The sequence below is a fragment of the Exiguobacterium sp. Leaf196 genome (assembly GCF_001423965.1).
Taxonomy (GTDB): domain Bacteria; phylum Bacillota; class Bacilli; order Exiguobacteriales; family Exiguobacteriaceae; genus Exiguobacterium_A.
The window spans coordinates 1017821-1037567 of record NZ_LMPV01000001.1 but is presented as its reverse complement, the minus strand read 5'-3'; the positions used below and the strand labels follow the sequence as shown (position 1 = coordinate 1037567).

The following is a 19747-nucleotide window of genomic DNA, read 5'->3' as shown; positions in this document are numbered from 1 at the left end:
CGTCATATTCAGGGGAGGTACACAATATGGGCAAGGTTCGCGATTATCAAAAACTGGCGCACTCGATTTTAGAAGCGGTCGGAGGAGAAGAAAATATCATCAGTGCTGTTCGATGCGCTACACGACTTCGTCTTGTCTTAAAACGTTCAGATCCAGTAGCCAAAGAAACGGTCAGTGCATTACCTGGCGTCATTACGGTCGTTGAGTCTGGCGGGCAATTTCAAATCGTCATTGGTCAACACGTTGGAGAAGTCCATCAAGAATTTGTGAAACTCGTCGATCTAGAGCAACCGGACACGGAAGAGGCACCGAAAGGGACGGTCCTTAACCGAATCATAGCGACGATGTCAGCCGTTTTTGCACCGTTCGTTTATATCTTAGCTGCAGCAGGGATTCTGCAGGGAACATTGATTTTAGCCACACTTGCTTTTCCGGCATTCGCGAAGACGGGCACTTATGAAGTCTTCAGCTTTATCTCGTGGGCGCCTTTTACGTTCTTGCCAATTTTCATTGCCATCACGGCAGCGAACCATTTTAAAGTCAATGCATTCATTGCCGTTGCGTGTAGTGCGGCACTGGTCAGTCCAACATGGGCAGACATCGCGGCGCGCATTACTGCAGGTGAATCCATCACGTTTCTAGGAATTGCTTTATCCGGAACAACTTATACATCATCGGTCTTACCTCCATTATTCCTCGTCTGGATTTTGTCCTACGTCGAACGATTCCTGAACAAGACGATCCACGAAGTCGTTCGTCCATTGTTCGTGCCATTCTTTAGTATGGTGTTGATGGTTCCATTCACGATTCTCTTGATCGGACCGATTACGACACTTGGTGCAGAAGGGATTGCAAATGGGTATAACTACTTAGCAGAGAATGCTCCTGCGGTCGCTGGTCTGATCATTGGTGGCTTCTGGCAAGTCATCGTCATCTTCGGTGTCCACTGGGGTGTCACGCCGATGGTGCTTGCGAACTTCGAACAATATGGTCGTGATTCATTCCAGGCGTATCAAACGATTGCCGTCATCGCCCAAATCGGTGCTGTCATCGGCGTCATCTTAAAAGCACGAAACAAAGAAACAAAAAAAGTCGGTGTCTCAGCAGGACTAACAGGTATCTTCGGCATTACAGAACCAGCCATCTATGGTGTGACGCTTCGTTTTAAGAAACCGTTCATCTACGGTTGTATCTCTGGTGCGATCGGCGCCGTCACGGCGAGTTTCTTTAAACCGTATTACTTTGCTTACGCCGGATTACCGGGACCATTGACGCTCGTCAACGGAATCGATTCCGACTACCCGTCGTCCATCATCGGTTTATTGATCGGAACAGCGATTGCCTTGATCCTGCCGATTGTCTTGATTCAAGTATTCGGTTTCGGTGAACAAGCAGGACCAGTCGTCGCAACGGAAACGACAGCGACCCCTGTTGTTGAACAAGAAGTCAGTGCGACACTAACGAACGAAGAGACGCTACGTGCACCGCTTGAAGGAACAATCGTTGCCTTATCGGATGTACCGGATCCCGTCTTTGCTTCGGGGGCAATGGGTCAGGGAGTAGCGATTCGTCCAACAGGCAATGTGGTAACCGCACCATTTGATGGGACTATCGTCATGATTGCCCCGTCCGGCCACGCAATCGGGCTACGGTCAACGACTGGCGTTGAAGTTCTGATCCATGTCGGTCTCGAGACGGTGACGCTCGACGGTAAACCGTTCACGTTACACGTCAAAGAAGGTGAAGCTGTGACGATCGGTGACCGCTTGTTGACGTTTGATGCGACAGCAATTGAAGCGCATGGACTCGAGACGATTACGCCGATCATCATCACGAACACCCAAAGTTATGCGCAAATCTTACCGACGGACGAGACCGCCACGACGGCAAACACAAGGATTTTAACAATCATCAAGTAAGAGAAATAGAAGGAGGACATGAAAATGAAGACATTACCAAACGATTTTCTATGGGGCGGTGCGCTAGCAGCGCATCAATTCGAGGGTGGCTGGAACGCTGGTGGCAAAGGACCGAGTGTCGTTGATGTATTGACGGCAGGAGCACACGGCGTCGCACGACGTATCACGGATCAAGTAGAGGAGAATGAATTCTATCCGAATCACGAGGCGATTGATTTTTATCACCGTTATAAAGAAGATATCGCCCTGTTCGCTGAGATGGGACTGAAATGTCTCCGGACGTCAATCGGTTGGAGCCGGATTTTCCCGAACGGAGACGAAGCTGAACCGAACGAAGAAGGACTGAAGTTTTATGATGACGTCTTTGACGAACTACTCAAATACGGTATCGAACCAATCATTACGTTGTCACATTTTGAGATGCCGCTTCACCTTGCGCGTGAATATGGCGGTTTCCGTAATCGGAAAGTGGCATTTTTCTTCGAGAAATTCGCAGAAGTCTGTTTCACGCGCTATAAAGACAAGGTCAAGTACTGGATGACGTTCAATGAGATCAATAACAAGATGGATGTCAGCAATCCACTGTTCCTCTGGACGAATTCAGGTGTCCTCCTCGATCCGGAAGAGAACGCGATGGAAGTCATGTATCAAACGGGACATCATGAATTGCTCGCAAGTGCGCTTGCCGTCGCAAAAGGGAAAGCGATCAACCCAGACTTCGAAATCGGAGCAATGGTTTCGCACGTACCAATCTATCCGTACTCATCGCACCCGGAAGATATTCTACTTGCTGAGACATCGATGCGTCAGCGTTACTTCTTCCCGGATGTTCAAGTCCGTGGTTATTATCCGTCTTACGCATTGAATGAGTTCAAACGAGAAGGATATGACATTCCAATCTTAGACGGTGATGCGGAGATTCTTCGTAACGGAACGGTCGACTATCTCGGATTCAGTTACTACATGTCGACGACTGTCAAACATGATGCCGTCGTCAATAATACAGGTAACATCGTCAACGGGGGTCTCGCACAAGGTGTTGAGAATCCGTACATCCAGTCGAGTGACTGGGGCTGGGCGATTGATCCGGTTGGTCTTCGTTACGCGATGAATCGTCTCTATGACCGCTACCAGATTCCGTTGTTCATCGTCGAGAACGGCTTTGGTGCGATTGATACAATCGAGGATGGTCAGATTCATGACACGGCGCGAATCGATTACTTGCGTGCGCATATCGAAGCGTTCAAAGCAGCCGTGCTCGAAGATGGCGTCGAGTTGATCGGCTACACGCCGTGGGGCGTCATCGACATCGTCTCCTTTACGACGGGGGAAATGAAAAAACGCTACGGTATGATTTACGTCGACCGAGATAACGAAGGCAACGGATCGATGGAACGGATGAAGAAGGATTCGTTTGACTGGTATCGTCACGTCATTGAGACGAATGGTACTGCGTTACACAGTTCAGAGACAGCAAAATGATGAAGCAAGGGGTAACGGAAAAATCCGTTGCCTCTTTTTTTAAGGATTGGAATGAAAAAGAGACGAGGTATGCCACACTAAAGAAAAACGGAGGATAAATAGATGATCAAAAAACGATATGCTGATCGGTGTGACTGGGATCGTATCAAACAGCGACACTATGTTCAAGAGCAGGTCGAGAATGAAGTGTTTCAAGGGCAAGTGACGCTTCTTCAACTTATTGAAGTTGCTTCACCATTAGACGTCAAGTATGGCGACGAAACGATTCAAATCGCTGACGCTGGTTACGTTTGGATACAACAATTTCCAAGTGATGCACATTATGCCGTGACCTCGATGTTTGATGCTTCAGGTCAGTTGGTGCAAACCTATATTGATATCTGCCTTCGTACTGGAATGGAAAACGGACGTGTCTACTGGGACGATCTATTTCTTGATCTGATTGCTTTGCCATCGGGAGAAGTCTTGTTAGTCGATGCGGACGAACTGGAAGTAGCACGGGAGCAAGGGACGGTCTCACAATCAGACTATGCGCTCGCTTGGGCAGAAGCAAAGCAACTCCAGAACCAACTACAAGACGGGTCTTTTCCGCTAGTCGCGCATGCAGAAGTGATGAAAAGGCAGTTAGAGCAGCAACTCAAGTAGGGAACCCCGCGCTGACGGGATTCCCTGTTTTTTAGGCATGTTGTTCTTCTTTCACTTCGTCCGTTGTAAAGTACCGTTGCTTGCTCGGGAGGAGAACCAATCCGAGAAAACAGATTGTCACCAACACGAGTAAACCAGCGAACAGGATCGTACTGAAGCGAATCGACCAGATGTCACCGAGCAGACCGATCGCGACGATTGCTAGAATCTGTAGCAGACTGATACCGACTCCGTAAAGACTCGTAAAGCGTCCCATCAAATGAAGCGGAATATTCGTCTGTTGGAACGTCAGAAAACCGGTTCCTGCAAATGCGTGGAAACATCCGAGCAACAAGAAACCAGTACAGACGATTGAAAACGAATTTGCACTTGCGTACAGCATATAACCGATAGCGACAAACGTATAGCCAATCGTCAGCATCGTCCGAACGGAAAGGGTTTTAGCGTAGCGAGCGACAATCCAGCTTCCGGCAACAGAACCAATCCCCGTTAGGCTCATGAGTAAGCCGTAGTCTGTTTCTGATAAGCCGATGCTTCGCTGTAAAAAGACGACTTCTTGCGTATCGAGTGCAAGCGTCGCAATCATCATCAGCATCGCGAGGACATACAATCCAGTCACATAATGCGCGTCTTTACTGAACTGATAGACAAGCCGCCAATCGGACAGGATGTCTTGTAGCTGCATCCCTCGATCGACCGAAGCGGAAAAACGCGGCAACCGCATCAACAGAACCGCTGATCCGAGGAATGAGACGGCATTGAGCCAAATCGCAACGTCAGCAGAAGCGACATATAAGAGTCCACCAGCGAGAGCCGGACCAATTAAAAAAGCACCAGACGTGATCAGACTACGATAGGCATTAAATGATGTCCGGTCGTCTTTCGGTACAAGCGTCGTGATATAGGTTAAGGTCGCTGGTTCGACGATAGATTTAATGACGGCTAAGGCAAGCAAGTTGATATAGAGCATGGATAGTGGTAGAAATGGCAAAATGCCAATCAAGATTGCACGGAGTAGATCGGTCTGAATCAATAAGCGACGTAAGTCGGATCGGTCGACCCAACTACCTGCGAACGACTTGATGACGAGTGAGACGACCGGGCTGATGATCCAAAGCGCAGCAACAGCGGACGCGGAGCCGGTTAAGCGATAAATATAAACGTTAATCGCAACAAGATAAATGAAGTCGCCGAACTGTGAGATACCGAGAGCGCTTAGGAGCGTCCGTTCACGAGAAGACATGACATCATCCTTTCTTACATCATTTTCCAATATTATACCAGAAAATTCTGATAACATTTTCGTATATCTCTATACTTTTTTCTGGTGAGTGGGTATACTTGGAAAAAATCGAAGAAAGAAGGACTTGTTTATGATATCAACCATCGATTTATATCAAGCATTACCTGTACTTGAAACAGAGCGACTCCGTTTGCGTCCAGTTCGCATAGAAGATGCAACAGATATCTATGCCTATACGAAAGACGAAGAGACGGCACGATATGTCAGCTGGTATGCCCATGAGACACTCGCCGATTCGGAGAAATTCGTCGAATACATCCTCCGACAATACGAACAGGGTAATCCGGCGCCATGGGCGATCGAAGACAAAGCAAGCGGTAAAGTGATTGGCACGATTGATTTCATTAAAGTGTCATTTGAGCAACACCAAGCAGAACTCGGTTATGCGCTGTCGCGCGACAACTGGGGAAAGGGTTTGATGCCGGAAGCAGCAGCGCGTCTTGTGCAGTACGGTTTCGAGACGCTCGGTCTTGAACGTATTCAAGCACGCTGTTTTGTTGCGAATGACGGATCAGCTCGTGTCATGGAAAAGATCGGCATGACATTTGAAGGCGTCTCTCGGAGTGCTTTGTACGTTAAAGAGCGTTTCTGGGATTTAAAGATTTATGCGATCATACGTAGTGATTATGAAGGAAGGTAAGAGATGGGTTCACGGCTAATGCATGCCTATATCGGACAACGATTGATTATGTTGCTACCGGAAATAGAGCCTGCTCGATTCCTTCTAATAGAACGATATGAAGAACGAACGCATCCACTCAGCTTAGGATGCGTTTTTTCTTTATTCATTTTTTAAATTTTAATTCAAAGCAAAACACTCGGAATAAGTTTAATTTTATGATATATTGGAAATAAGAAAAGTAAGGAAGTAAGGAATACAAGAAAAACACAGGAAGAAGGAAGTTCGTAATGGAGCTATCAAAGTTAACGTCAAAAGGACAGATCACCATTCCTAAAAAAATTAGGCAAGCCTTGCAAGTGGAGGAAGGAGATCGCGTGGCATTCATTGAGGAGGACGGATTTGTCATCATGGCGAAAGCGGATTTGAAACAGCTGCATGATCTTCAAGATATATTGAGTGATGAGACGTTCAAGGCGCTCATCCACAAAGCGAATCACCATTTGTAAAATTTAAAAATAGGAGGAAATATAACATGGATATGCGAGAAGTAGATTTACCAGGAATCGGACGGAAGTTCGAAGGCATCACGACACGAGGAGATAAGGTGGTCGTCATCGTTCACGACGACGGACGTCGAGAGGTCCATCATTATGATGATGATGATTTTGATGAGAGCATCTCGAGTGTGACGTTTAATGACGCAGAAGCTCGTCAAATGGCAGGAATTCTCGGAGGACTGTCCTATAAGCCGAAAGATCTCGAGAAAATCGAATTAGCATTTGATGATCTTGTGATCGAATGGTTTAAAGTTGGTCAGGATTCAAAAGTCAACAATCGAACGATCGGGGAACTCGATATCCGCAACCAGTACGATATCTCGATTATTGCCGTGCTCAAGCATGACCGTTCAAAATCGCTGAATCCTGGACCAGAAACGCGTCTTGAAGTGGGAGATACGATCGTCTTATCAGGTGAGCGTCAAAACGTCCGTCACATCACGAAAGCATTATTCTCAATCGAAGGAGGCGGATAATATATGGATCATCTCATATTTGAAGTCGGTACCGCGCTTATCTTAGTGGCGATCGCGGCGCTGCTCGCGAATAAACTTAACTTCTCGATCATTCCGTTTTTAATTGTTTTAGGAATGATTGTTGGACCGCACGCTCCGACAATCGGGATACTAGACTTCAAGTTCATCGAAAGTGCTGAGTTCATCAGTTTTCTCGGACGAATCGGCGTCCTGTTCCTCTTATTCTATCTCGGACTCGAGTTCTCGATTGGTAAATTGATCCGGTCTGGGAAATCAATCGTTACGAGTGGAACGATTTATTTATCCATTAACTTTACGGGTGGTCTACTCTATGGATTCATCGCTGGGTTCCCACTTTACGAAGTGTTGATCATCGCTGGAATCATCACGATTTCCTCGAGTGCGATCGTCGCAAAAGTCTTAGTCGACTTACGTCGGACTGGTAATACAGAAACAGAATTGATCCTTGGGATCATTATGTTCGAGGATATCTTCCTAGCAGTTTACTTGTCTGTTTTATCAGGACTCTTGCTTGGTGATGGAACAACCTTAATGTCTTCTGTCACATCGATTTTGATTGCTCTTGGGTATATGTTGTTGTTCTTTATCATTGCTCGAAAAGCAACACCACTCTTAAACAAAATGCTAAAAATCGCTTCGGATGAAGTCTTCATCATCGTTGTCTTTGCTGCCCTGTTCTTCGTTGCTGGTTTTTCGGAAACGATTCATGTCGCAGAAGCAATTGGTGCCTTGTTACTCGGTCTCGTTTTCTCGGAAACCGATCAAGGAGAGCGGATCGAACATCTTGTCGTCCCGTTCCGTGACTTCTTCGGTGCCATCTTCTTCTTTAGTTTCGGATTGAGTATCGATCCAACGATGCTCTTAGATGCTGTCTGGCTCGCACTTGGTGCTGTCGTCATCACGATTGTCGGAAACTATGTCGCGGGAATGATTGCAGGACGTAAAGCAGGACTTTCGCATAAAGCTTCATCGAACATCGGCTTGACGATCGTCTCGCGCGGGGAGTTCTCGATCATCGTCGCGAATCTCGGAATCGCCGGTGGATTGATGGATATCTTGTCACCATTTTCGGCTCTGTACGTCTTGATTCTCGCGATTCTCGGACCACTGATGACAAAGGAATCGAAACGCATTTACAACGTCATGAATAAAATCTTCAAATGGACGGAACCGAAAGAGAAAAAGACAAAGAAAAATGCGTAATACGATGTAAACGAACAGCCAGTTCGGATTTCTCGAACTGGCTGTTGTTTTGTTTAAGTCAAGACATCATATGTCGCCATCAGGAATTGTCCCGATTGACGACTGTCCTTCAAGTGAAGATTCGTTTCAACGGTTCCTTCTGGAAATAACGGGATACCCGTTCCGAGAATGACAGGGGCCATCGCGAGTTCGATTGAACTGACGCACTGTAACCGTAGCGCTTCTTGAATCAATTCGCCGCCACCAACAAGCCAGACCTTGCCATCAATTGTCGGTGTGATCCGCTCAAGTAATTGATCGAGCGGTTCATCCGTATAGGTGACCGTCTCTGACGTTCGTTGCGTCCGGCTGTAAATATAACTTGGAATATCCGCGTATGGATACGTCTCGCTGAGTTGAAGGACTTCCTCATACGTTTTTCGACCCATGATGACGGCACCAATCTGTTCATAAAAAGTTTGATAGCCATTATCACCGTCTCCAGCAACAGCAAATAACCAGTCGAGGGAACCATCGTGTCTAGCAATTTTTCCATCAAGACTACAAGCGATATACAGTACGGTCGTAGATTGAGACATTAAAATTCCTCCTTAGGATTTGTGTGACTTCATCTTAGCGTATAATGACGACAAAAGATGTCGTCATTTGAGGAGGAACTTTATGAATACGAGACAATGGCGTTTGGTCAGTTTATTAAACCGGGGGGAACACTTTTCTGCACGTATGCTAGCGGAAGAATGTAAGGTATCGATCCGGACGATTCAACGAGACATGACGGTTCTTGAAGCAAATGGTTATCCGATTTATAGTGAACCGGGCGTAGCCGGGGGCTACCGGATGCTGCCGCACCGGAATATGCCGCCACTCGTTTTGACAAATGAAGAGACGATTGTCTTGTTCATGCTACTCGAATGGGTCGGTCAGATTCCAGATTTTCCGTTCGGGACGATCCGCCAGGAAGTCGCTGAACGCTATGCGAACGAGTTACCGAAGATGACGGAGCAACAGATTGTAAAATGGAAAGACCGCTTTCGATTTCAAGCGGTCGATACACCACCGTCACCGCGAAATCCTGCGTTACTCGACCTTTTAGAGAGCGGACGTATGGGGAATATTCTCTATGAGACGACAAAAGGTCAAAAGTCGATCGTAGTGGATCCGATCGGCTTATCGTTCGAACACAATCGCTGGTATTTTTATGGACGGACTGACCGTGGATTTCGGCAGTTCCGTGTCGACCGAGTTCTAGGTGTATCGCTTCATGAGTTGCCTGCAACTGATTTGACCTTTTCTGATTTAGAAAAGAACATGACACATGTACCGATGACGACGGTGAAACTAGAATTAACTTCTTTAGGTGAACGAATGCTCGAAGGCATTTTACCTCTTCGTCGTGACCGAACATGGCAAATTCCGATTCGCGAGCTCACTTTTTTAGGACGACAATTGATGCGGCTCGGTCCGGAAGTTCGAGTCATAGAACCGCAGGATCTCCGCGAACAATTGATTCGTCAAGCAGAAAAAATGATCGCTGTGCAACAGTCCGATAAGCCGTTCGGACAGAATTGATCAAAAAACTATGTTACGATATAGCTAGAAAGAAACAATAGAGGAAGGGGTCTTCCATGGAAACACTATCACTGATTTTATTGATGCTTGCGCTCATCTTACTGACGCAAGTCGTCGGACATTACATCCGTTTCATCCCAACGGCTTTGATCCAAATCATTGCCGGAACCGTCGCCGCTCTCCTGATGAGTGGCTTGACGATTGAGGTCGAATCCGAATGGTTCCTCCTGTTATTTATTGCTCCGTTACTTTATAACGATAGCTCTCACTTTCCGCGCGAAGATTTGTGGCGGATGCGCACAGCGATCTTCGGTAATGCAATCATCCTCGTCTTATTGACGACGATCGTCGGAGGATACTTCATCAATTGGTTGATTCCGGTCATTCCAGTCGCTGCTGCGTTTGCCTTAGCCGCAATCTTATCGCCAACGGATCCAATTGCCGTCAACGGAATTGCAAAACGTGTCCAGATTCCAGAACAAATCTTGACACTCGTTCGCGGAGAATCGCTGATCAATGATGCATCGGGATTAGTCGCGTTCAGTTATGCTGTTGCCGCTGTTGTCACGGGTTACTTCTCGATTCAGAGTGCGACAACAGAGTTCTTTTACATGTTCTTCGTTGGAGCCTTGATCGGATTGTTGATTTCGCTCACGATGAACTTTCTCAAGGTACGCTTGCGTCGAGCGGGTATTGAAGATGTCGTCTTCTACGCTTTACTGCAAATCCTGACACCATTTATCATCTTCTTCGTTGCTGAAGAAGGATTTCATGCATCAGGCGTCATCGCCGTCGTCACAGGTGGTATCTTGCATGCCTTGATCAAAGAACGAACAGAAACGTTCTTTGCGCAAGAGCAGACGTTGACGGATAACATCTGGACGATGATTGCGTATACGTTAAACGGGATTATCTTCTTATTGCTCGGTTTGACGTTGCCAGAAGCGACACGCGAGATTTTTGCGGATGACGCGATCAACAACTGGCGTCTCATGCTATATGTCATCGAAATCGGTTCATTCATTCTCGCGATCCGTCTCGTCTGGACGATGTTCTTCAATTGGTTCGATCATCGGTTCTTTAAAAAAGAGGACCGCGATCATCGTCGACCGTCCTTCAAACAAGATTTAATTACGACACTGGTCGGGGTTCGCGGAACGATCACGATGGTCGGGGTCTTGTCATTACCGTTCTTGACGGAGTCCGGCGAAGCCTTCCCGGAACGCTCATTGATTATCTTCCTTGCAGCGGGTGTCATCATCTATACGCTCGTTCTCGCGACGATTCTCTTACCGGTATTGAACCGTGGTGAGGCGGCAATGCCGATCGCACTCGACCTGAATGCCCAAAAACAACGGATGATTCGCCGGGCGATCTCAGAGATCAAACAAGTGACGGACGAAGACAATGCGGTCGTTGCGTTTGATTTACTCAATGAGTATCATGTGATGCTCCGGTTGTTGCGCGCGCAGGAAAAAAGTCAAGAAGAGCTCGATCAATTCAATGATCAGTTGAAGGCACTTCGTCTTGAAGCCGTCCAGTGGGAAAAGGAAGAATCAAAACGTTTCGTCGCTGAGAACAAGGTGCCGGATCTGCTGAAAAAGGATGTTTTCCGCTCGATTGAAAATCGTCGCAAGGCGATCGGTAAGGATTCGCGTTTCCAGATCGTCCAGCCGATTCGTAAATTGTGGTGGAAACGGAAACGATCGAACATGTCGTCGGATGCGTTAATTCAAATGACGCAAGTCGAGCATGATCTGTATGAAAAGGTCATGGGCACAGTCATCGAACGTCTCGAGAATTGCCGCACGTCTTATCCACCAGACGTCGTTCAAAGTGTGCTTGAGTTCTATAAACGACTTCGTTTCAAACATACGCGTTGGTCATCACCAATCGGTGGCAAGGACGTCGATCAGCAGAAGGAAGAGCTCTGCTTGAAAGCCATCGAAGTCCAGCGTCTTGAAATCGCCAATATGTCAAAAGAAGGGGATCTCTCGAACGAAGAGGAGAAGGAGTTACGCCGCTTCATTCACTATATCGAGAGTGTCGTTCTCTACGAATACGTTGAATAATATTTAAAAAAAGACAAGAAGAGCAAACTTTTAATGCTCTTCTTGTCTTTTTTTATATCACGACTTGAGTGCCAACTTCTGAAAAAATAAAACGAGTAACTGTATGCGCATATGGATGGATTTGTTCTATAAAAAATTCTGCCTCTTGAAACGTTTGGAAATGTAATTTTAGCATGAAGCAAGAATCACCAGATATTCGATAACAAAAGTCAACGTTAGTAAGTTGCTGAATATGATTTTTAAATGAATCGTACCGTCCTTCTTTAATGGTTGCTTCTACTAAACATTCAATAGGAGAACCTAGCTTTTCGTAATCGATTTTTAAACTGTATTCTTTAATGAGTCCAAAAGATTCCATTTGTCGGACACGCTCTGTTACGGAAGGAGCTGATAAATTAATTCGTTTAGCTAATGAACGCATCGACAGTCGACTATCTTGAGCCAGTTCATTTAATATTTGTCGATCAATCATATCGATTTTCAAATGTAAATCCTCCTTCAAAATAAGTTGCTGGATATAAAGTATTTTTTCAATATTTGTTTCAAATGAAATGTGATAATTTTTAATCATTATATAAAATTATTGTAGAAGGAGTGAATAAAATGACAAAAATACCTTTATCCCAAATAGGAGAAACACCATTTCAAAAATTACTAGGTCATAATCCTAAAATCTTATCCAGTTGGACAAGGCTAGAAAAAGATTTGATTGAAGAGGGAGCCTTAAGTTCGGATGTGAAAGAACAAGTTAGAAGAACATTAGCGCAATCAAATGGATGTGCATATTGCAAGGCAAAAGGAAAGCCAAAGAAAAAAATGATGGATGAAAAAATGATTTTAGCAACTGGATTTGCAGATCTTTTTTTAAAGGTGAAAGGAAATATCCCTGATTCAATATTTTTACTCATGAATGAAACATTTACTATTCCAGAAATCAGTGAATTATGTGCATTCATTACATTTTGTACAGCATCTCAATACTACGGAGCAATCATGAATTTACAGCCAATTGATAGTCCCTGATTTTACTTTTTTTACACACTTTTATATTTTTTCTTTAGTGCATTCTGAACAGTCCATCTTTGATGTTCATGAAATAGATGATCGATTGCATCAGACGGATCGATCCATTGTAAGACATGATCATCCTCGATTGGACTTTGTACTTCCTCTCCAGCATCACAACGATAGAACTGCCCTTCGTTCAAATAATATGTCGTTTCATTTTGTGAATAGAAATATTGATTGGCTCGTCCGATGAAATCACCGATATTGACGTCCATTCCCGTTTCTTCAAGTACCTCTCTTTTTAAACATTCTTCTGGCGTCTCATTGGCCTCAATACCGCCACCCGGAAGAAACAACTTGCCGTCCTTTTTTTGAATGACGGCGATTTTACCTGTTTGAGGGTCGCGCATGACCGCATAAACAGCAGGTCTCGTGATGTAGTGTTGGTTCTGTTCTTTCTGCCCGAAGGTGATGACATCCATTGTTTAATCACTCCTTTTCGTATAATCATTTGAATTCAATCATACCTTACAAAATAGTATGTAAGCATCAGCCGTACAAAAACCCCTCATTTCGATTTAGAAATGAGGGGTTACCTATGAATAAAGATGGTTCGTTTCAAACGAAATGTCTGATGGATTAACCGAGCGACAAGTATTTGACTTCGAGATAATCTTCGATGCCGTAGACGCCACCTTCACGGCCAAGACCACTCTCTTTATAGCCACCAAATGGGGCTTGTGCAGCTGATGGCGCACCATCGTTCAGACCGACGATTCCGTATTCGAGTCGTTTTCCGAGCATCAATGCTTCATCGATGCGTTCAGAGAACGCGTAAGCCGCAAGTCCGTATGGTGTGTTGTTCGCCCGTTCGATGACTTCATCAAGTGTCTCAAAGACAGAGATCGGTGCGAGCGGACCAAACGTCTCTTCCTGCATGCAAAGCATATCTTCCGTGACATTCGCAAGCACGGTCGGTGTGACGAAGTAGCCGACCGATTCGTCAATCGTACCACCAGTCAAAATCGTTGCTCCTTTTGCGACAGCGTCATCGATGTGTGCTTTGACTTTTGCAACGGCTTTCGCATTGATCAATGGACCAACTGTCGAGTCAGCGTCCATGCCGTTCCCGACTTGTAGTTGTTTGACGGCTGCTGTGAATTTTTCCGTGAATGCATCAAGGACAGATGCTTGCACATAGAAACGGTTCGTCGCGACACACGCTTGACCACCGTTGCGGAATTTTGAACGCATTGCCCCTTCGACAGCTTTATCGAGATCCGCATTTTCCGTGACGATGAAGGGTGCGTGACCACCGAGTTCAAGTGATAGTTTTTTCATCGTATCGGCTGCTTGACGCATGATCAATTTCCCGACGGCTGTTGAACCTGTGAACGTGATCTTCCGGACACGGGAATCGGCTTGCCAGACACCACTGATTGTTGCCGCGTCACCTGTTAGGACATTGATGACACCTTTAGGGATACCTGCTTCTTCTGCTAGTTCAACGAGGCGAAGTGCCGTAAACGGTGTCTCTTCCGATGGTTTAAGGACAATCGTACAACCCGCTGCAAGAGCCGGTGCGAGTTTACGTGTGATCATCGCTGCCGGGAAGTTCCACGGTGTGATTGCTGCAACGACACCAACCGGTTCTTTTTCGACGAACAGTCGCTTTCCTGGAACGGAAGCCGGAATCGTTTCACCGTAAATCCGACGTGCTTCTTCAGCGTACCAACGAACATATTGATTGCCGTAATCGACTTCACCGAGCGCTTCGACATACGGTTTCCCTTGTTCCGTCGTCATGATTCGGGCGAGTTCCTCGCGGTGTTCATTGATCAAGCGATACCAGGCGTCGACTAAATTCGCACGTATGTCTGCGGTTTCGTTTGACCACTTCACGAATGCTTCGCTCGCTGCATCAACGGAACGTTGTGCGTCTTCCGCTGAACTGGCCGGAACATGTCCGAGTAACGCTTTCGTTGCTGGGTCATAGACCGGAATCGTTTCTGACTTATCGTACCATTCCCCATTAATTAAGTTCTTTTCAATCATCTTGTTGCACCTCCGTGAATTTCGTTACGTTCTTTATTAAACACCTCAAGACGAGTGAACGGAAGTTCCGCTTTGGATGGACAGTCATAACGAAACGGAATGACTCAAAAAATAGTTAATCGACTGAACAATAGGGAACAGTTAAAATAATAGAGAATGAAAATGTCAAAATTAATGAAGGGGTCGAAAGACATGAAACGGAACTGGATCATTAGCGGTGTGGTGCTAAGTTTACTACTAAGTGGATGTGGGGGAAGCGAAGTCGCCGAGAAAAAGTCTGAAAAACCACGAGAAACTGAACAAAAAAGGCAAGCTACTCAGCAAGCATACATAGAAAAGACGATACAGCGTGCCGAGCGTTACGCTGCCCAGTACGATTATGAGCGAGCAATCAAGGTATTAAAACCTGTACGCACAAAAGAGACGATACAAAGAACGAAAGAATACGAACAGAAAAAGCAGGCGCTCCTGCCTGTGACGAAACCTGTGCCGCATCTCTTTTTCCATTCATTGATTGCCGATCCAAAACGAGCATTTGACGGCGACCGGAAGGAAGCAGGATACGATGATTACATGGTGACGCAACAGGAGTTCGAACGAATCTTAGATGCGTTATACAAAAACGATTACGTACTCGTTCGACCGACGGATTTAGCAAAAGAGATGAACGGCAAGATCGTCGAGACACCCGTCCGTTTACCAAAAGGAAAACAACCGCTCGTTCTTTCTCAGGACGACGTCAATTATTATGAATACATGGAAGGGGATGGATTTGCGAAGAATTTGAAAGTGAAGGATGGTAAAATCGTCAACGAGATGGTCGGAAAGCCGGATGGTGCTTATGATCTTGTACCGCTCGTTGATGCGTTCGTCCAGTCTCATCCTGACTTTTCCTATAAAGGAGCAAAAGGGTTGCTCGGTATTACAGGTTATAATGGGGTGCTCGGGTATCGTTCCTCCTACAACCAGTACGGACACAATAAACAGGTCGAAACGGCACGAAAACAAGCGAAGCAGACCGCTGTCGCATTAAAACAGGACGGCTGGCAGTTCGCGAGTCATACGTACGGACATATTTGGGTCGGGAAAGAATCAGTCACGACGATTCGCGCGGATCTTAAACGCTACAAACAAGACGTTGCACCGCTGATCGGAAAAACGACGCAATTGATTTATCCGTACGGCAGTGATGTCGGGGATTGGCACGATTATTCGGGTGAGAAATATCGTTTGCTCATCGATAGCGGTTTCCGCTATTTCTTTAATGTGGATGCGAGTCAACATGCGTGGAAACAAGTTGGTCCCGACTATTTCCGTCAAGCCCGAATCAACGTTGACGGGATTCGTCTACGTCAAGCCGTTGCTGGAAAGACGAGTGTTCTCGATCCATTCTTTGATGCGAAAAAGGTCTTTGATCCAGCGCGATCGGAACGGAAGTGAGTGATTGAAAACTAGTTAATCCATCGAGTAAAGCAATTAAAACGGTAGTGGCTGCGTCCCGTCCTGATCTGTAAATTGATACGTCTTCGCGAGATCGGCAACGAAGACGGCTTGTCCAGAATAACGGCTAACGGCGTCATCCGCCATCAGCGTTGTAACGGCTCGTCCGATATAGGTCGTCGATTCAGTCGCAGCACTCGCAAATCCAGCATCGACGACCCGTTCAGTCCGCATGAAACCGGGGCAGAGCGCGATGACAGAAATGGTCGTCTGAGCTAACTCCTGCGCCATGACGTGTGTCATTCGATTAATCGTTTGCATCGCCAAATCATAATAGAGGTTTCCGGCCACCTGATCTGGAGTGAATGACGTCAAATTGATGACGAGCGCAGCTGGACTTTGTTGTAGCAATGGCATCGTAGCCCGAATCGTCCACAAATACGCTTTTGGTCCGGCAGACATCATCGCGTCCCAATGTTCCGGTGGTCGCTCCCAAAACCGTCGTCCGGTTCCAGACGGCAAGTGGCTTTCCGAACCACCGAACACGCAGTTGACGAGGAAATCGATTCGACCATGTTGGTGCTGAATCTGCTGAATCAGACGATCGATGTCCGTTTGATTCGTATGGTCACAAAAGACTGGGATGCCAAGTCCGCCGCGTGCTGTGACACCAGCAGCTGTCTCTTCGATCGTTTCGCTTCGTTGATCCGTTGTCTGTTCATTCGTACTCCGTCCTGTGACGTAGACAATCGTTCCAGCGTCACCCAAGGCATAAGCGATGCCACGTCCGGCACCACGCGAGGCGCCAGCGACGAGTGCAATCCGTTTTGACATGATGAAACTCCTTTCAGATACGAGAAGACGGATGGGCAGATGCGCATCCGTCTTCTTCTGTCTTTAAAAACCTTTAATCGTCATCCCACCATCGACATAAAGCGTTTGTCCGGTCACGTAACGGGCTGCAGCAGACGATAAGAAGACAGCTGGTCCAACCAGTTCTTCTAATTCACCGACCCGACCGAGCGGTGTCACGTCAACGATCTCTTGCAGGTATGTAGGATCTTTCAGTAATGGTTCCGTTAATGGTGTCTTAAAATACCACGGTCCGATCGCATTGACACGAATGTTTTGTGGTCCCCATTCAAGCGCCAGTACTTTCGTCATCTGAATCATTGCCGCTTTCGTCGTCGCATACACGACGCCGGTCCGTAAGGCGACGTGACCAGCAACCGAGGCGATATTTAAAATGCTTCCACCTGTCTCCTGCATCCGTTTACCAATTTCTTGAGCAAAGAAGAACGCGGATTTCAGATTGGTCTGCTGGATCGTTTCCCACTCGTCTTCCGTCACATCAAGTGCCTTCGAACGAATGTTCATTCCGGCATTGTTGACGAGCCCATCAATCTGCGGTACTTGTTCGTAGGCACGAGCTACCGTCTCGACGACTTGTTTCCGGTCAGTGATGTCGCACGGGAATATGTAAGCCGTTCGACCGAGTCGTTCGATTTCTTGTGCCGTCTCTTTCAAATCGCGTTCCGTCCGGGCGACGAGAATGATGTCGGCACCTGCTTCTGCCATTCCGATGGCGAGCGCACGTCCGATGCCTCGACCAGCTCCTGTGATGAGAAATGTCTGATCGGTTAACGAAAAACTTGGAAGATACATGATGTCACGTCCTTTTATTGAGAGTCATCACTTACTCTAATGAAAAATTGACTGAAAAGAAAGAAAAATCACTCCGAGCTAGAGTAGAGATGGTAAAATATTGAAAAGGAGGGATAGGATGAAGCGTGGGTTAGTTGTGACATTATGTATAGCAATCGTAAGCCTTGCTGCGATTCAACTGGTCGGTACGGAAGTCTATCGTTATTTCTTTTATGATCCGGCAACCTATCAAGCCAGATTTATGTTTGATGGAAGCGGAAAAGAAGAAGGGAAACCGACCAAACAAAAAATCGACATTCAAAGCGGGGGATTTACGGATAAGGATGCATTAGGAGTTGTTACCTTTTACGGTGTCGTCGGTCTTGTCATACTACTGATCGTCCTCTTCAGTGTACGTTACTTCTTGAAGCGTCTGCAAAAACGACGCAGACGAGAGAATGTAATCGACGATTTAATGGAGCCGCCGCCAGTGTTTTCCCCAAATCGTTCGATACGACAAACACTTGTTGGTGAAGAATCAGAGTCAGAGATTCGCCGTCTGTTACAAACGTTCGATCGAAAACTGACACGACAAAAACGCCGCCGCTCCGAAGAGACGGTCGGCGAATGGTTACAGCGGATTGATGTCACGCTCGATCCATCGATCTATCATCTCGTCCGGTACGGTGAGACACCGGACTCGGCGATTTCACAAGATCAGGTCGATGATCTAAGACATGAACTACAAGTGCACCTTCAGCGCGACTGACCGAGTAAATCAAGCAGGATCGCATGATGGGAGGCGTCTCGTGAGACGAGTGACAATTTGCGGACGACATCAAACCCATCGACCGGTAACGTCTTGATTTCAGGGGATAGTCCGTCTTGAAAAATCTCCGGTAACAGGGCGATGCCGAGCCCGGCGCGAATGAAACCGAGGACGCTTGATCCGAATTCCATCTCGTTTTCTGCCTGATAGACGGCACCTCGTTCGATGAACGCGTCTTTTAGGATGTTCGTCGAATCGCAATCAATCGGAAGCGATAAAAAAGAGGCATTTCGAATTTGATCAAACGCAACTGACGTGCAGCCCGCGAATCGTTCATCGTCTTGATGCACGTAAAGCAAAAAAATCTCCGTATATAAATGCGTCGTATGATACGGATGGATATGATGACGATCGTCGAGTAAAACAGCATCGTATCGGCGTTCTTCAAGCCCTTGCATCAAATCAATTGTCGTATGCGCTGTCTTCAACTTGAGGTCTGGTGCTGTCGCGTGACGTGAGACATGACGCGGTAAATACGTCATCGCGACGCTCGGCCATGATCCGAGCGTCAGTGTCGTCCGTTCATCGATCGTACCAATCCGCCGTTTCATTTGATCAATTCGGTCAAGGAGTTCACGGCTCTCTTCAAAGACGATTTCGCCTGCAGGCGTCAACGTGACACCATGTGCTGATCGATGCAACAGCGAGACTTCGAGCGCACTCTCAAGACTCTTGATTTGTTTACTTAATGCCGGTTGCGTCATATGCAGTACTTCGCTTGCTTTCGTCAGGCTTCCGGTTTCTGCAGTGACGAGAAATGCTTCCATCCATTCGGTCTTCATTGGTTCACGCTCTTTTCATACAGGTTGTCTAGAACGTACGCCATTTGAACGCGTCTGACAATCATTTTGCACTTTTTATATTCTTGGTTTGGAATATTCTGAATTGGGAATATATAAAAT

20 protein-coding genes are annotated in these 19747 nt (G+C 46.5%); 12 read left to right on the top strand and 8 right to left on the bottom strand.

Annotation, left to right across the window (positions count from 1 at the left end):
* Positions 1 to 26: 26 nt before the first annotated feature.
* The 3 genes from ASG02_RS05585 (at position 27) to ASG02_RS05575 (ending at position 4046) form a co-directional block, all read left to right on the top strand.
* On the top strand, positions 27 to 1919 hold the full coding sequence (locus ASG02_RS05585; RefSeq protein ID WP_056061792.1) for a beta-glucoside-specific PTS transporter subunit IIABC: 1893 nt from the start codon (positions 27 to 29) through the stop codon (positions 1917 to 1919).
* A gap of 24 nt (positions 1920 to 1943) precedes the next feature.
* Positions 1944 to 3401, top strand: a complete 1458-nt coding sequence (gene bglA / locus ASG02_RS05580; RefSeq protein WP_056061789.1) for a 6-phospho-beta-glucosidase BglA — start codon at positions 1944 to 1946, stop codon at positions 3399 to 3401.
* Between the two features lie 102 nt (positions 3402 to 3503).
* Complete coding sequence (locus ASG02_RS05575) at positions 3504 to 4046, top strand: DUF402 domain-containing protein (protein ID WP_056061785.1); 543 nt, start codon at positions 3504 to 3506, stop codon at positions 4044 to 4046.
* A gap of 31 nt (positions 4047 to 4077) precedes the next feature.
* On the opposite strand, the gene ASG02_RS05570 is transcribed toward ASG02_RS05575, so the two are convergent.
* Entirely contained in the window at positions 4078 to 5289 is a 1212-nt protein-coding gene (locus tag ASG02_RS05570; protein WP_056061782.1) for an MFS transporter, read from the bottom strand.
* 130 nt (positions 5290 to 5419) lie between these two features.
* On the opposite strand from ASG02_RS05570, the gene ASG02_RS05565 reads away from it, so the two are divergent.
* The 4 genes from ASG02_RS05565 (at position 5420) to ASG02_RS05550 (ending at position 8228) form a co-directional block, all read left to right on the top strand.
* On the top strand, positions 5420 to 5989 hold the full coding sequence (locus ASG02_RS05565; RefSeq protein WP_056061779.1) for a GNAT family N-acetyltransferase: 570 nt from the start codon (positions 5420 to 5422) through the stop codon (positions 5987 to 5989).
* Between the two features lie 269 nt (positions 5990 to 6258).
* A complete protein-coding gene (locus tag ASG02_RS15890; RefSeq protein WP_035407592.1) occupies positions 6259 to 6477 on the top strand; it encodes an AbrB/MazE/SpoVT family DNA-binding domain-containing protein in 219 nt (72 codons plus the stop codon).
* A 26-nt stretch (positions 6478 to 6503) separates the two neighbouring features.
* The gene (locus ASG02_RS05555) at positions 6504 to 7004 is read left to right on the top strand and encodes a cation:proton antiporter regulatory subunit (protein ID WP_056061776.1); all 501 of its coding nucleotides are present in this window, start codon (positions 6504 to 6506) and stop codon (positions 7002 to 7004) included.
* Between the two features lie 3 nt (positions 7005 to 7007).
* Positions 7008 to 8228: a cation:proton antiporter gene (locus ASG02_RS05550; protein WP_035407596.1), complete on the top strand. Its 1221-nt coding sequence runs from the start codon at positions 7008 to 7010 to the stop codon at positions 8226 to 8228.
* Positions 8229 to 8281: 53 nt separating this feature from the next.
* Here ASG02_RS05550 and ASG02_RS05545 read toward each other — a convergent pair whose 3' ends face one another.
* Entirely contained in the window at positions 8282 to 8806 is a 525-nt protein-coding gene (locus ASG02_RS05545; protein WP_035407598.1) for a dihydrofolate reductase family protein, read from the bottom strand.
* 82 nt (positions 8807 to 8888) lie between these two features.
* Between ASG02_RS05545 and ASG02_RS05540 the strand changes: the two genes are divergently transcribed.
* Together ASG02_RS05540 and ASG02_RS05535 are read left to right on the top strand one after the other, a co-directional pair.
* Positions 8889 to 9797 carry a YafY family protein gene (locus ASG02_RS05540; protein ID WP_056061773.1) on the top strand — a complete coding sequence of 303 codons (909 nt, stop codon included), beginning with the start codon at positions 8889 to 8891 and terminating at the stop codon, positions 9795 to 9797.
* Between the two features lie 56 nt (positions 9798 to 9853).
* Positions 9854 to 11869 (top strand): Na+/H+ antiporter, encoded by a 2016-nt coding sequence (locus ASG02_RS05535; protein WP_056061770.1) that lies wholly within the window; start codon positions 9854 to 9856, stop codon positions 11867 to 11869.
* 52 nt (positions 11870 to 11921) lie between these two features.
* Here the strand turns inward: ASG02_RS05535 and ASG02_RS05530 are convergent, their stop codons facing one another.
* Positions 11922 to 12353, bottom strand: coding sequence for an Lrp/AsnC family transcriptional regulator (locus ASG02_RS05530; RefSeq protein WP_035407606.1), 432 nt, complete (start codon positions 12351 to 12353; stop codon positions 11922 to 11924).
* Positions 12354 to 12472: 119 nt separating this feature from the next.
* On the opposite strand from ASG02_RS05530, the gene ASG02_RS05525 reads away from it, so the two are divergent.
* Positions 12473 to 12892, top strand: a complete 420-nt coding sequence (locus ASG02_RS05525; protein WP_035407609.1) for a carboxymuconolactone decarboxylase family protein — start codon at positions 12473 to 12475, stop codon at positions 12890 to 12892.
* Positions 12893 to 12903: 11 nt separating this feature from the next.
* On the opposite strand, the gene ASG02_RS05520 is transcribed toward ASG02_RS05525, so the two are convergent.
* Positions 12904 to 13359 (bottom strand): NUDIX hydrolase, encoded by a 456-nt coding sequence (locus tag ASG02_RS05520; protein WP_056061767.1) that lies wholly within the window; start codon positions 13357 to 13359, stop codon positions 12904 to 12906.
* A gap of 157 nt (positions 13360 to 13516) precedes the next feature.
* On the bottom strand, positions 13517 to 14932 hold the full coding sequence (locus ASG02_RS05515) for an NAD-dependent succinate-semialdehyde dehydrogenase (RefSeq protein ID WP_035407615.1): 1416 nt from the start codon (positions 14930 to 14932) through the stop codon (positions 13517 to 13519).
* Between the two features lie 192 nt (positions 14933 to 15124).
* Between ASG02_RS05515 and ASG02_RS05510 the strand changes: the two genes are divergently transcribed.
* Positions 15125 to 16372, top strand: a complete 1248-nt coding sequence (locus ASG02_RS05510) for a polysaccharide deacetylase family protein (protein ID WP_235514008.1) — start codon at positions 15125 to 15127, stop codon at positions 16370 to 16372.
* Positions 16373 to 16408: 36 nt separating this feature from the next.
* Here the strand turns inward: ASG02_RS05510 and ASG02_RS05505 are convergent, their stop codons facing one another.
* Positions 16409 to 17206 (bottom strand): SDR family NAD(P)-dependent oxidoreductase, encoded by a 798-nt coding sequence (locus ASG02_RS05505; protein WP_056061764.1) that lies wholly within the window; start codon positions 17204 to 17206, stop codon positions 16409 to 16411.
* 63 nt (positions 17207 to 17269) lie between these two features.
* Positions 17270 to 18037, bottom strand: a complete 768-nt coding sequence (locus ASG02_RS05500) for an SDR family NAD(P)-dependent oxidoreductase (protein WP_035407629.1) — start codon at positions 18035 to 18037, stop codon at positions 17270 to 17272.
* A 118-nt stretch (positions 18038 to 18155) separates the two neighbouring features.
* On the opposite strand from ASG02_RS05500, the gene ASG02_RS05495 reads away from it, so the two are divergent.
* The gene (locus ASG02_RS05495) at positions 18156 to 18785 is read left to right on the top strand and encodes a hypothetical protein (RefSeq protein WP_056061762.1); all 630 of its coding nucleotides are present in this window, start codon (positions 18156 to 18158) and stop codon (positions 18783 to 18785) included.
* Here ASG02_RS05495 and ASG02_RS05490 read toward each other — a convergent pair.
* Positions 18773 to 19627, bottom strand: coding sequence for a LysR family transcriptional regulator (locus tag ASG02_RS05490; protein WP_056061760.1), 855 nt, complete (start codon positions 19625 to 19627; stop codon positions 18773 to 18775). The two genes, ASG02_RS05495 and ASG02_RS05490, sit on opposite strands and share 13 nt — an antisense overlap.
* Positions 19628 to 19747: the final 120 nt, after the last annotated feature.